Annotated in this window: 10 protein-coding genes and 1 tRNA gene; 5 read left to right on the top strand and 6 right to left on the bottom strand. The window is 49.8% G+C overall.

Annotated features, from left to right (window positions below; genetic code table 11):
• Positions 1-148 precede the first annotated feature (148 nt).
• The 4 genes from F3I15_RS11825 to F3I15_RS11810 all read left to right on the top strand — a co-directional run bounded on the left by F3I15_RS11825 (position 149) and on the right by F3I15_RS11810 (position 6,378).
• A complete protein-coding gene (locus F3I15_RS11825; RefSeq protein ID WP_150018046.1) occupies positions 149-2,347 on the top strand; it encodes a dynamin family protein in 2,199 nt (732 codons plus the stop codon).
• Positions 2,347-4,053, top strand: a complete 1,707-nt coding sequence (locus F3I15_RS11820; protein WP_150018045.1) for a LeoA/HP0731 family dynamin-like GTPase — start codon at positions 2,347-2,349, stop codon at positions 4,051-4,053. The genes F3I15_RS11825 and F3I15_RS11820 overlap by 1 nt, the downstream gene beginning before the upstream one ends.
• 15 nt (positions 4,054-4,068) lie before the next feature.
• Positions 4,069-5,148, top strand: coding sequence for a PD-(D/E)XK nuclease family protein (locus F3I15_RS11815; RefSeq protein ID WP_150018044.1), 1,080 nt, complete (start codon positions 4,069-4,071; stop codon positions 5,146-5,148).
• Between the two features lie 237 nt (positions 5,149-5,385).
• A complete protein-coding gene (locus F3I15_RS11810) occupies positions 5,386-6,378 on the top strand; it encodes a hypothetical protein (protein ID WP_150018043.1) in 993 nt (330 codons plus the stop codon).
• A gap of 718 nt (positions 6,379-7,096) precedes the next feature.
• Here F3I15_RS11810 and F3I15_RS11805 read toward each other — a convergent pair.
• The 5 genes from F3I15_RS11805 to F3I15_RS11785 form a co-directional block, all read right to left on the bottom strand.
• Positions 7,097-7,801, bottom strand: coding sequence for a hypothetical protein (locus F3I15_RS11805; protein WP_150018042.1), 705 nt, complete (start codon positions 7,799-7,801; stop codon positions 7,097-7,099).
• 21 nt (positions 7,802-7,822) lie between these two features.
• Positions 7,823-8,917: an inovirus-type Gp2 protein gene (locus F3I15_RS11800; protein ID WP_150018041.1), complete on the bottom strand. Its 1,095-nt coding sequence runs from the start codon at positions 8,915-8,917 to the stop codon at positions 7,823-7,825.
• A gap of 116 nt (positions 8,918-9,033) precedes the next feature.
• Complete coding sequence (locus F3I15_RS11795; protein ID WP_150018040.1) at positions 9,034-9,252, bottom strand: AlpA family transcriptional regulator; 219 nt, start codon at positions 9,250-9,252, stop codon at positions 9,034-9,036.
• Positions 9,253-9,361: 109 nt separating this feature from the next.
• Positions 9,362-10,192, bottom strand: coding sequence for a hypothetical protein (locus F3I15_RS11790; protein ID WP_150018039.1), 831 nt, complete (start codon positions 10,190-10,192; stop codon positions 9,362-9,364).
• Between the two features lie 241 nt (positions 10,193-10,433).
• Positions 10,434-10,509, bottom strand: a tRNA-Ile gene (locus tag F3I15_RS11785).
• Positions 10,510-10,802: 293 nt separating this feature from the next.
• On the opposite strand from F3I15_RS11785, the gene mug reads away from it, so the two are divergent.
• Complete coding sequence (mug, locus tag F3I15_RS11780) at positions 10,803-11,330, top strand: G/U mismatch-specific DNA glycosylase (RefSeq protein ID WP_150018038.1); 528 nt, start codon at positions 10,803-10,805, stop codon at positions 11,328-11,330.
• 41 nt (positions 11,331-11,371) lie between these two features.
• Here the strand turns inward: mug and rpoD are convergent, their stop codons facing one another.
• Positions 11,372-13,219: an RNA polymerase sigma factor RpoD gene (gene rpoD, locus F3I15_RS11775; protein WP_150018037.1), complete on the bottom strand. Its 1,848-nt coding sequence runs from the start codon at positions 13,217-13,219 to the stop codon at positions 11,372-11,374.
• Positions 13,220-13,248 lie beyond the last annotated feature (29 nt).

The following is a 13,248-nucleotide window of genomic DNA, read 5'->3' as shown; positions in this document are numbered from 1 at the left end:
TGTGTATATGATCGGCGCGCCTGAACCAGTCAACAACTTTAGGCTCTGGGTGACGCGGAGGGCTGCGGTCAGAAGTTTTACCTGAGCGGTTACTGCCCACGCTGCGTATTACAGCCGCGCCAAATGGATCAATTCAAAAGGATGCTGCATGTCTGTTGCCAGTGAGACCTCTACGCAGGTCTATAAAAAAATCTCGCAGGAAGTAGAACGAATTCTCGACAACCTGACCCTGCCTGTAAACGACCCTGCCTTACAGAAAGCCAACAGCAATGCCCGCCTTCAACTTGAGAGTTTCCAGACGCGCCTGAACGAGGCAATTGACAGCCTGCGTTCTAATGCTGAATGGGAGACGTTTACCATCGCCTTTTACGGGGAGACGAATGCGGGAAAATCAACGGTCATTGAGGCACTGCGCATCCTGCTCCAAGAGAATACAAAGCTCACCCGGCAGGCAGCGTTTCGCCAGTTTCAGCAGCAACACGATCTCTCACCAGAGGCGCTTGAAAACGCTGATCGGGCTTTAAAAGAAAACGAAGCATTAGCAGCCTCTCTAAGTCAGGCCCTGGCGGAGGTGCGAGGCCGCTACTCAGATCGCGAAGCTGAACTCGATAAAGAATTGTCGCGGCTGAGTACGTTGATTGAGGATCAGAAGACGCGCTGGTCAGCAATACGTCGGCTACTGGCTCTTTGGATCTTATCTCAAGAGCAAAAGCAGTGGCGTCAGGCGAAACAGAAGCAGCAGGCATTAGAGGCAGAAATTCATCAGGAAACACAATCGTTTGCCGTGCAGAAAGCGGACTGTGATGCACAACGGCAGACGATGCTGAAGCAGCGCGCGCGGATGGATGAAAAGTTTGCCGAACTGAACGCACTGGCGGACGGTGAAATCATCGGCACGGGTATGTCCGATTTCACCTTGGACGCCACTCTCTATCCTTTTGAGTCGTGCGGTCAGCGCTTTGCCCTGCTGGACGTACCCGGTATTGAAGGTAAGGAGAGCAAGGTGCGCGAGCAGATACAGCGCGCGGTCGAGAAAGCGCACGCCGTTTTTTATGTCACCAGTAAAGCCACGGCGCCGCAGAAAGGTGATGAGGATAATCCCGGCACACTGGAGAAAATCAGGTCACATCTCAATGCGCAGACTGAAGTCTGGACGTTGTTCAATAAGCGTGTAACGAATGCTATGGCGCTTGGAAGACCCCTCGTTAATGAGGATGAAGCGCACAGTATTCAGGATCTGGACGACAAAATGCGCGAGCAGTTGGGTAAAAACTATCGTCAAACGCTGGTTGTCAGCGCCATGCCTGCTTTTCTCAGTCTGGCCGAACACCTGGTCCCCGGTGGGCCCAACGCGAAGAGTCGCGATAAGTTCCTGAAAGCCTTTACCCCGGAAGAATTGCTCGAAAAAACGGGCGTTTCAGCGCTTGCGCGCGTACTGACACAACAGCTTGTCGCCGACAGCAAGTCAAAAATTGCCCGATCGAACATACAGAAAACCCGCGTTGTGCTGGATGACATTGCCGCACAGGTGAGCGTGCTGCAGTCAGACACCTACGCAAAACTTGTCTGGCAGCTTAATGAGGACAAAAACAGCGCACACAAGCAGCTTGATCACGCACTGAAATCACTGCGCCAGCGTCTGATTGACCGCGCGGAGGAGAGCGTTAGTCGTTTCCGCAATCATGCGCGCGAGCGTATCTATAAAGTGATTGACGGTGATATCAGTAACGATCGCTTTAAAAGTGAGCTGGAGGCCATGATTAGCCTAGAGCACGCTTCGCTTGAAAAGTCTCTTCCAGGGATACTTAAAGCCGAACTTGAGCGCTTTCAGTCAGAGATCAGTGACATTGTTGCGCAGTTTCAGCAGCACGCTCGCGGGATCCTCAATACCTTTTCACGCCTCCAGACGCACAGATTCAGCAGTAATATTCCCCTCACGATTGATATCGATAACGGCATCAACGTCACGGGACTTCTGGCGACACTCGCGGGCGGCGCGCTACTTTTCTGGAACCCCGCCGGGTGGCTTGTCCTCGGCCCGGCGCTGGCGAATCTGGCATTTGCGGCCTACAAAGCCCTGCGCAGCATGATCAGCTCCAGTTACAAAATGTCTCAGCAGAAGCAGTCCGCTGACAAAAATCTCAGCAATGTGGCTGCCCACATGAACGACGCCATTGTCGACGGCATTCAAAAAGCCTTCCCGGAGCTGCAAGAGAAAATCGCTGAGATTAAAGACATGCTGGAGGAGCCTGTGAAACAGGTTTCGGGCATCAATGAAATCCTGATCCAGGCCGCGGCCGGATTACGCCTTTTATCCACTGGAATTGATTTTTCTGGAGCGAAGTAATGGAAAAAACGCTGGATGTTTTTAAAGCGCAGCAGTCCCGCAATGTTCACATTCTGGATGAACTCACCGCCTTTCTTGAGCAGGGTGAGAAGGTCGGCGTCCCGGTCGATGTGCAGCTCATCAATAAAATTGAAGCGGCCAAAGAGAATGCCGCGAACGGGAAATTAAAAATCGCGCTGATTGGAGGGTTCTCCGAAGGGAAAACCTCAATAGCTGCCGCCTGGATGGGGCGTCTCGATAAAGCGAGCATGAATATCAGCCATCAGGAATCTTCCAACGAAGTCAAAGTGTACGACGTGGGATCGGACTTTGTCCTGATTGACACGCCCGGGTTGTTTGGCTTCAAAGAACAGTTCAACGAAGACACCCGGGCTGTCGAAAAATACAAGGACATGACCAAAAAGTACATCAGTGAGGCGCATTTGATCCTCTATGTCATGAACTCCACCAATCCGATAAAAGAGAGCCATAAGGCCGACCTTGAATGGCTCTTCCGTACCCTGAACCTGCTTGAACGTACGGTGTTCGTTCTCAGCCGCTTCGATGAAGTAGCGGACGTGGAGGATGAGGACGATTACGCCGCCAACGTAGAGGTGAAGCGCCAGAACGTGCGTGCGCGTTTGGACGACCTGATCGCGCTCACTTCCCTGGAACATGATGCGCTAAATATTGTCGCCGTCGCGGCTAACCCTTTTGATATGGGGACCGAATACTGGCTGGATAACCCGGAAAAATTCCGTGCGCTGTCTCATATCAGTGAACTGCAGGACGCGACGAGCGACAAGATAGAAAAAAGCGGGGGAGCACTGGCGCTGAGTGAAGAAACGAAAAAGAGTGTTATCAGGGATATCCTGACCCGGAAGCTGCCAGAAGCCATCGCGAATGATGTGCGTATCCGACAGGAAATAGAAGATCTCTCATCCATTCATGTCCGGCTCAGCAAAGAGCTGCTGACCATGCAGCGCGATATCGCGGAAGCGCGCATCAGTCTCAATAACTTTGTACTCGACTACTTTAAAGATTTGATACTTCGCGCCCGGGGCCTAAGTCTCGAAACCTATATGGAGTTTTTCGAGAGCGAAATCGGTGAGCAAGGCATCATCATTGATACCCGCCTGGACAACGAGTTCGCCCGCCGCGTGCAGTCCGTAAACAATGCCATCCAGAAGATGCATCTGGGCTACAGCGCTGAAATCAATCACTACAACGGCAATATGGCGGCGATGGGCAAGCAGGGTCTGAATTATGTCGTTAAGAGCAACTTAATTAACAGTGCAACCGTGATTGCCGCTCGTGATGGGGTGGTGTCCGTTGGTAAAATGGCCGGGTTAGAGCTGGGAAAATTGCTGAAGTTTAAACCTTGGGGAGCCATTAAATTTGCTAAAGGCCTGAACGGGGCGCTGGTGTTCGCCGGCGTGGCGCTGGAATTGTGGGATACCTACAGCCAGGCAAAGCGTGAGGCGGAGTTCAAAAAAATGATCGACTCCATGATTTCGAACTTTAACCAGCAACGCGATGGATTAATCAGTGTGCTGGGAGGAAGTGAATTCGCACGCGATTATTTTACCGGTTTCGCACTGATGCAGGATGAAATGGCGAGCCTTGAACGCGCAATGCAGGCGATTCAGGAGCAACAGTCACTCTTTGCCCGCTGGCGTGCGGATGCGGAAGCGATTGATGCGGAATACACGCGCGTGAACGACTAAGCTTCGGGAGAAAAAATGGACATTTTAGCGCTGGAAGCGTTGCTGAATCAGATGAAAAGCCTTCCCCAGCCACGTAAAACGGAAGCGAATATTTTTTCCTCAGGTGCCCGCGGGCACTATGAAAATCCTGTCAGCGATGTGCTGGCCTTCTTTCTCGATCCTGACGGTGGTCACGGGCTGGGGCCACTGGCGGCAGAGGCGCTGTTCAGCTGCATGGGGCTGGCAAACACGTTCAACGCCCAACTGTCCGCACCGCCTCAGCGTGAAGTCAGCACTGGAAGAGGGAACCGGATCGACATCCTGCTTGAGGGTGAAGACTGGGTAATGATCATCGAGAACAAGGTCTGGCATCTGCAGAATAATCCCTTTGATGATTACCTCACGTGCCTTCAACAGGAAGCGTATCAAGGCAAAACGCCCCTTTGCGTGGTGTTATCACCCAACGGTTGTGCGCCTGAGGGCTGGGTTGGGGTCAGTTACCGGCAGCTTACCGGTGCATTGTCTTCGCGGATCGGGGAAGACTATATGGCTTCATCATTAAACAAATGGCTGGTCATACTGCGTGAGTATGTCCTGCATCTGGAGTTACTTGTGAGCCACCCTGCTGTTACAACTGAAACCGAAGCGTTTGTTCTGACTAATCTCCATCGCATTGCAGAAATAGAAGAGCTCAAGAAAACCGTCATTAAAACGTTGTCCGGAGAATGCCAGCGTTACCTTACTGAACATTTCAGCGACAATGGCTATGAGATCAAAGCCCGTCTGACTAACTGGTCTGGCTTTCCGGTACTGCGCTTTAAATGTTCCCACTGGTTCTCACCTTCAGATGTGGTTCTGTATCTGAACGGAACGGTGGATGAGTGGTTTGAAGTGATCACTTACGCCTGCGATCTTGAAAATGAGCAGATGCGTGAAAGAGCGATCGCGATGCTCAACATCGAGGGAAGTGAGGAAGAGTATGAGGAAGAAGCCAACGGAAGAATTTTGGGTTTCTTTTCCTGCCATGTCCCGCAGGAAACCCCTAAATCTGAATTGCTTTCGGATCTGGCAAAGCGGATGACGTTACTGGATAACTTTGAGCGTGAGCTCCGCTGAGCTCTGTGGGACGGCAACCCGGCCCATTTTACGCTGGGTTTAAGAGGCGGCGCATGAATAACAGCGCGGCACCGGCTCAGCGTGGATTACGTTGCTTTGCGATGTTACTGACGTTGCAAAACTGAATTGGGCACGAGCGATTGTGACGTGCCTTGCCCGGATACGTTTTCAAATGATGCCTTGAAGATGGCAAAGAGCTTATTACATTAATTTTTAAATGTCTTATATGGAGAATGTATGGGGTTGTTCACTTTAGAAGAGCAGGAGTTTCGGGCAGTGTCGAAAACGACGTTTGCGCGCGAATCCATTCTTGAACGCAGAGATATCCAGTCGGCCTTAGCCAGAAAGATAAGCCATTTCGTTCCTGACTGCATGGTCATTCAGGAAGAGTTTAATAACTGGGAGGACAGTCAGCGCAGGATCGATTTGCTCTGCATCGATAAAAATTTCAATCTGGTCGTCATTGAGCTCAAACGTGATGAGCAGGGCGCCCATATGGAGCTTCAGGCAGTAAGGTATGCTGCTATGGTTTCGCAAATGACGTTTCATGAAGCTGCTGAGTGCTATCAAAAATATCTCGATAAAGAAGGTGTCGAAAAAAATGCAGAGAATGAAATCCTCAATTTCTGTGAGAGAGAAGAAAGCGAAATTGCTGATTTTAATACGCAGGTGCGGATTGTTTTAATATCAGCTGATTTCTCTAAAGAGGTCACAAACACAGTCCTGTGGCTTAACAATAATGGTCTTAATATCAGCTGTTTCAGGCTAAGTCCATATCTTCATCTCGACAAACTGCTGGTGAATTTCGAACAAATAATCCCGTTGCCAGAGGCAAAAGATTTTCTTGTCCGACAAAAGCGCAAAGAAATAGAAGCCATGAAGGCAAATGAAAAATCTGAGAAAGATTATTCTAAATTTGTTTTTAGAGGCGCGACATATAACAAGCGTAACTTGGCTTTTGAGCTTATAAGCGACTGGATAGCGGAGAATGAACCGGAGAATATAAACTCTGTTATATCGATCTTTGGAAAGGATGTTCATCGCAGTCTTATAAAGTTGGAATCAGACGTCACTCTGTCACGACGAAAGCGTTTTCATGAGGCGCCCATTGAGCTCATCTCTGGTGAGACGGTGCTGATTACCAACCAATGGAGTATCGGCTCTATTCAGCGGCTGATTACAACGTTTGAAAATCTTGGTTATAAAATAACCGGACAACGTCCTGAATGAGGCTAATGAGGGCAAAGAGCAAGATCTTGTATCAGAAATACCAGCTTTTTTAACCGTCTTGCTGGTTGAGGTGTGCATGTCCTGCTTTCAAAACTAACGTGCTAAGCCGATAGCAGTGCACGCTTCTTGCCCTCGACTTTAGCCGATTAGGCATAAAAAGCGCCCATAAGCCAGCCGTAGAGTTGGCGATAACCTGCGCTACGACTCGGCAGTCGTCTGGATTACTCGTGGCGATTCAGAAAACATAAATTAAGTCACACTGAGAAAATCTTAAAAACAATAAGCCGAACGTCCGACTTTGGCACAAAGCGGACTTGCAACAGGGTACACCTTCTGAGAGCGCATAGTGGAAATTTGCAAGGAATCACTGACATCATAAAGTTTTAATCAACGGGCAGTAGGTCTGTGAGCTTCGCCTCAGAGTTTTCCACTACCAGCAGCTTACTGCCTTATGCAGACGCACAGTCGCATGCAAAGCCGGGCATTTCATCATCAAGCGCCTATAGTGCTAACTGCCGCTGATTTCCAGAGCGGTTCACTAAGTTAAAACACAAGGTGTGTCTCTTTCTCACTTCAGTCAAGATATGCTTGTTTTATATACAAAAACTGATTGTAGGTTTTCAAATTCTGATCATTGCGTTGTTTACCGTTTGACGGTTTTGATCATTATCCAGTGATCAGAATTCATGATCATATTCTTCAGCGATGTGTTGAAAAATCATATCCAAGGCTTAATTAACATTGGGTCAAAAAGCCCAATGGGAAAGTTAAAAAGATACTGGCGGGCAGTGGTGACGTTCAAACCGTAAAAATCCGCATACTCTCTGACGTTACAATGCCTCAACCATGCATCACCGTAGTAGTTATCAAAATGCTGAGCCCAGATATTACTCATTGGCTGTCGCGACAACTGGCGATACGCTGTGCGTTGAGGAAGCTGATGCTCAGAAATGTATTCCTGAACCGTAAGCCGCTGCTGCTGGTGGAACTGCCGACGATGATAAACCCAAAACAGCACACGGATTGCTGCACCTCCACATTTATGCAGATTGTTGTACATCAAGCGTTTAGGAAGCTTATGCGCTTGTGCATATTGTTGCTGCGTTACGCCATTCAAAATCGCTTCACGACGATAATTTTGTTTGTGATATGCCCACTGGGTACGCCATGTCTCGCTCCAGAAGTTGTAATCCTTGTAATGCACGTCGCACTCTATGGCAGGCAGCAGGAAACGCTCAAACAACTCATCCAGCGTTGCAGGCAGAGCATGCAGGTGCTGCTTTCTTTGCATACGCTGTTCATCAGTCAGCGGCACAATTTCATAACCGGTTAGCCAATCAATGCCGCCTACATAAGTCTTCATCTTACGATTAAGTGAGTGAGGCAGCGAAATTCTAGCGTTTCTGCTTGTTTTGTTTTCCATCTTTATCAACTTTCAAAATATTTACAGCCAGCACGCTAACAACCATGGATTAACCAGATTAGCCGGGTAGTTACACAAATAGCGGCTTGCGGTGGACGTATTTAGGTAATACCAGCGGCAATACTGTGAAACGCTGATATTGCATGGCCAGTAATAGCGGTAATAACGCTCAAAATGACGGTGCCAGTGAGGGCTCAGTTTAGTACCAGCCACGACGCTATTACCGTCAGGCAGGCGGCCCCTGAGTGTACTAAAACGCTGCAGCGCTCGTCTGAGCGCCTTCATTGGCAGTGAGGCAGCCTTATCCAATTGTTGGCTATCTGACAAAGTTAGTGCCGTAGGCTTACCAGCAGAGTGCTCTGCGGGAGTGAAAAGCGAATCCAGCTTTCCGGGAAGAGGGCAATGCGCTTGTGCCCGATCAAAATGGGCAATCTGAGTACGTAATCGTGCAGTTTTAGTATGTTTTTCTTTTTTCAAATACGGGTAATGCCGGGTTCCGGAACGCGCGATGTCTTTAGCAATTCCTTCCTTAGAGTGCCGCTTAGCAAAGTAACTCACCCGCAGTAACAATGCGGTCATAGCCTCAGCATTGTTCTTTCGAATTAAGTAGTAACCATGCTTTGGAAACCAGACCGTTCCGCCCGTTGCTATTTTCCAGCGGCTCTCCACCAGCTTGTTAATTTTAAGAGGATGACGCACGTAGTTGCTATCAACCATCAACAGGTAATGATAATGCTGTGCTGGTGCCTGATTCTGTTCTCTTACCCAAAATACCCGAGCAAAGCTTTTGGGATACTCCTTCCTTAAAGCAGGAATCAATAGCTGATGAAAGCGGGTAATAACGCGGTTGTCAGCCGTGTATTGAGGCAGATGAAAATCATAACGGATTGCCAGAAAGCGAGAGCAACTGGCATAAGTTCTATCAACTGCCTTGAACAGAGAATTCATGATCTTCACATCCTGCTGACTCTCTTCAGGCATGACTGGCCAGAGAACATCGTCATACAGAAACTCGCCTTTAGCCCGGATATCCGGATAAACCGTTCTGCGCGTAATATTATTAATTACCGGCTCCTGATGGGCTGAATCCAGACTGCCAATTTTACTGTTTATCATAGGGTTACGGATGTATCAGAATCACGGATTGATAACGATTTGATGCGCTTGTTGTTTCAAATGGTTGCATCAGCAGATAAAAAGAAAGGCTGGAAATTCCAGCCTTGCTTAGAGGTTTAGCAGCAATTATCGAGCCACTGTTGATACTGTGTGACTGTCCAGCCCATAGTTCTGCCTGCACGTTTTTTTGGCGCAGGGAATTCACCACTGTTTGCCCAGCGGTAAAGAGTAGTACGACTGCAATTCAAAAGAGCCATCATTTCATGAATGCGGATCAGGCGTTGGGGCCCGGGAAGATGGCTGACAGTTGTAGATAAAGAGTTGATGTGTTTCATGTTAGGTCTCTCGGTAAAGAATTAAGATGAAACGTATCTTAAAAACCGAGAGAGTTTATGTCGTGGATACCTTAGAAAGATACCTTGGTGACCTTTGTTATCCTGCTGATTAAGATGACTTAATTTTTCTTGTTTTTTGCATCTGTCTCTTTTCAATCCGCAACTGATGAAGATCAGTCACGTCGCGTTCAAGCAGGCTAATCGCTTCCCGAAGATTTTTCAGGCATTGCTCTTCACTCATTGGAAAACACCCTTCCGCTGGCCAGAATAGCGGGATCTTACTTTCGACCAACCTCAAAAGCTCTGGCGCTTTTGGCAGTAGATCTTTTGAAGAGGTGAGCCTGTTTTTATCGTACAAACTGGCTATGACAGCAATGAGAAACTCTTCCCGTTTAGCTGCATAAGTTTCGGCTTTCTCTATAGGAGCAGCCAGACGTTTTTCCAGCGCCTCAATTTTTTCTTTAAGTACCAGGTTTTCGGCTTTTATGTCCGAGCTATCTTGTTCACTTGCCAGCTCTTCTGGTCTTGCCGTATCAAGTGTAATCCCAAGCGCAGCAGTAATTTCTGTACGAAGAAAACCACAATCAGCCAGCTTATTAGTATTCATGACATCATCTCTCACTGCTCGCAGTGCTGCCTCAGCATTCGGATAGTAATCAGGGGCACCTATGTTTGGTGCGCCGTGTTTATCTAAAAGCTGAAAAAAGGCAACTGGCGGAATGTCGCTCCAACGTCCATCACTAAACCAGTGAAGTGATGGCTGCACTTTTGCACTTCGATACTTTTTCAATGCCAGAAGACACAAGGCATTGTAACTTTGATCTGCGTAAAGTTGTTTAAGCTGTTCAAAAAGAGACTTAACACTGATAAAGAGTTCTGCATCTGACTGGTGCGCGAGCTGTTCTTTGCGCAGTTGCTGAATGGAATCGTCGAAACTCATAACTTGTTTTTGACCTGTAATCCTGGGATGGTTCAGATAAGGCTGTGTTGATGATTGAATCGAACGGCTGTAAGGCTTTTCGAAAACAGGAAATCAGGATTCTGGCAAACATCCAGACAGACATTTAAACCCAAGCTGCTTGCGTCACCCAGCCATTCACTTACGTCACCCACTACATCACCTGAATCGCATCCAAAGAAAAAGGAGTCAGACGATTTCTCATCTAACTCCTTGTTTTATTTGGTGGCCCCTGCTGGGTTTGAACCAGCGACCAAGCGATTATGAGTCGCCTGCTCTAACCACTGAGCTAAGGGGCCAGTAGTGCGGGGATTATAAAGTATCTGGCAGAGGCGATCCAGCGTTCACCGATCGGTTGATGAAAATTAGCACAATGGTGAGTGATTGATATTAATGAAAAAATCCGCCTGCTGCTGTGACAGGAGTGATTGCCACAACACTTTGAGCGTTTTTTTACTGCACAGGCGGTAAAAGAAATCGTTAACTGGTCGGGCGGCGGGCGCTGGGTTTTCACTTATCGCAATCGCCACGCTTTCCCCATCCCGCTGAATACTCTACGCTTTAAGCACGTTTACCAGGCATTCAGAGGCATATGCAACCCGACCACGACATTCGCGATATTCTCTCGCACGATCTGCAGGTGCTGTTCTGCGGCATTAATCCCGGCAAGTCATCTGCGCATACCGGTTACCATTTTGCGCATCCCGGCAACCGCTTCTGGAAAGTGATCTATCTGGCTGGCTTTACGCGCGAGCTGCTGAAGCCGGAGCAGGAGCGGCGGCTGCTGGAGACCGGCTGCGGCATCACCGCGCTGGTTGAACGTCCCACCACGCAGGCGAGCGAGCTGAGCGGTGATGAGCTGCGCGACGGCGGGCTGCGGCTGCAGGATAAAATTTTACGCTATCAGCCGCGGGCGCTGGCGGTGCTGGGCAAGGATGCGTATCAGCGCGCGTTCCGGCAGCGTAAAGTGGCGTGGGGCGAGCAGCCGCAGCCGCTGATGGAGACGCGCATCTGGGTGCTGCCAAACCCCAGTGGCCTCAACCGCGCTTCGCTGGAGGAGATGGTGGCAGCATATCGCCAGCTGGCGGATGCGCTGGGTCTGCCGGAGAGCGGGCAATAAAAAACCCCGGCGTGCCGGGGTTTTTGTTTTCCTGCAGACGATTAATCGTCGAGGAAGCTGCGCAGCACTTCCGAGCGGCTCGGGTGGCGCAGTTTACGCAGCGCTTTGGCTTCAATCTGACGGATACGCTCACGCGTGACGTCAAACTGCTTGCCCACTTCTTCCAGCGTGTGGTCGGTGTTCATATCGATACCAAAACGCATACGCAGGACTTTCGCCTCGCGCGCGGTCAGGCCCGCCAGCACGTCGTGGGTCGCAGAACGCAGGCTCTCAGAGGTAGCAGAGTCCAGCGGCAGCTCCAGCGTGGTATCTTCGATGAAATCGCCCAGATGCGAATCTTCGTCATCACCAATCGGCGTCTCCATGGAGATAGGCTCTTTGGCGATCTTCAGCACCTTGCGGATCTTATCTTCCGGCATCAGCATACGCTCAGCCAGCTCTTCCGGCGTCGGCTCGCGGCCCATCTCCTGCAGCATCTGGCGCGAAATACGGTTGAGCTTGTTGATGGTCTCAATCATATGCACCGGAATACGGATGGTACGCGCCTGATCGGCGATAGAGCGGGTGATCGCCTGACGGATCCACCAGGTGGCGTAGGTTGAGAACTTATAGCCACGGCGATATTCAAACTTATCAACCGCTTTCATCAGGCCGATGTTGCCTTCCTGAATCAGGTCAAGGAACTGCAGGCCGCGGTTGGTATATTTTTTCGCGATAGAGATAACCAGACGCAGGTTAGCTTCAACCATCTCTTTCTTCGCGCGGCGCGCTTTCGCTTCGCCGATCGACATGCGACGATTGATGTCTTTAACCTGTTCGATGGTCAGGCCGGTCTCTTCCTCAATCTGCAGCAGCTTCTGCAGCGAGCGCATGACATCTTCTTCAACATCTTTCAGCTTTTCAGACCACGGCTTGTTCATCGCCAGGGCTGCTTTAAACCAGCTCTCACTGGTTTCATTACCGGTGAACAGCGTAATAAAGTTCTTTTTCGGCATTTTGCACAGTTCAACACACAGCTTCATGATCAGGCGCTCTTGCGTACGCACGCGCTCCATCATTTCACGCATGTTGTTTACCAGGTAGTCGAACTGCTTCGGCACCAGGCGGAACTGCTTGAAGACTTCAGAAAGGTTGTTGATTTCGGCAACGGCATCAGCGTGGCTGCGGCCTTTCGCCTTAATAACGGTGCGGGCTGCTTCATACTGGGTGCGCAGCTCAAGGAACTTCTCGCGCGCCAGTTCCGGATCGATAGAGTTGTCGTCGTCGCTGTTGTCGTCGTCGTCGCTCTCTTCATCTTCCTCTTCGTCGTCATTGCGATCTTCTTCAGACAGCTCAGAACCAACGTGGGTGGCAGTGGGGGCGAGATCTTCTTCAGCGTTAGGATCGACAAAGCCGGTGATGAGATCGGACAGGCGCGATTCGCCCGCTTCCACACGATCGTACTGATCGAGCAGGTAGGTGATAGCTTCCGGATATTCGGCAACAGAGCACTGCACCTGGTTGATACCGTCTTCGATACGCTTGGCGATGTCGATTTCGCCTTCGCGCGTCAGCAGCTCTACGGTACCCATTTCACGCATATACATGCGCACCGGATCGGTTGTGCGCCCGATTTCAGATTCAACGCTGGATAAGACCTGCGCGGCCGCTTCTGCAGCATCTTCATCTGTATCGGAGCTGTTCTCATTCAGCATCAGATCATCGGCATCAGGGGCTTCTTCCACCACCTGGATACCCATATCGTTGATCATCTGGATGATGTCTTCGATCTGATCGGAGTCGACGATATCTTCCGGCAGATGGTCATTGACCTCAGCATAGGTCAGATAGCCCTGCTCCTTACCACGGGTGACAAGCAGCTTAAGCTGTGACTGCGGGTTTTGCTCCATAAGACGGTATCCACACTTCTGTTAATTAG

It is taken from the genome of Pantoea sp. M_9 (assembly GCF_008631385.1).
GTDB classification, from domain to species: Bacteria; Pseudomonadota; Gammaproteobacteria; order Enterobacterales; family Enterobacteriaceae; genus Pantoea; species Pantoea eucrina.
Note: the sequence above shows the minus strand (reverse complement) of the source record. Positions and strands in the feature narration are given on the sequence as shown.

Coding starts and splice junctions, on each gene's coding strand:
- F3I15_RS11825 (WP_150018046.1), top strand. CDS start 149: ATGTCTGTTGCCAGTGAGACCTCTACGCAGGTCTATAAAAAAATCTCG.
- F3I15_RS11820 (WP_150018045.1), top strand. CDS start 2,347: ATGGAAAAAACGCTGGATGTTTTTAAAGCGCAGCAGTCCCGCAATGTT.
- F3I15_RS11815 (WP_150018044.1), top strand. CDS start 4,069: ATGGACATTTTAGCGCTGGAAGCGTTGCTGAATCAGATGAAAAGCCTT.
- F3I15_RS11810 (WP_150018043.1), top strand. CDS start 5,386: ATGGGGTTGTTCACTTTAGAAGAGCAGGAGTTTCGGGCAGTGTCGAAA.
- F3I15_RS11805 (WP_150018042.1), bottom strand. CDS start 7,801: ATGGAAAACAAAACAAGCAGAAACGCTAGAATTTCGCTGCCTCACTCA.
- F3I15_RS11800 (WP_150018041.1), bottom strand. CDS start 8,917: ATGATAAACAGTAAAATTGGCAGTCTGGATTCAGCCCATCAGGAGCCG.
- F3I15_RS11795 (WP_150018040.1), bottom strand. CDS start 9,252: ATGAAACACATCAACTCTTTATCTACAACTGTCAGCCATCTTCCCGGG.
- F3I15_RS11790 (WP_150018039.1), bottom strand. CDS start 10,192: ATGAGTTTCGACGATTCCATTCAGCAACTGCGCAAAGAACAGCTCGCG.
- mug (WP_150018038.1), top strand. CDS start 10,803: ATGCAACCCGACCACGACATTCGCGATATTCTCTCGCACGATCTGCAG.
- rpoD (WP_150018037.1), bottom strand. CDS start 13,219: ATGGAGCAAAACCCGCAGTCACAGCTTAAGCTGCTTGTCACCCGTGGT.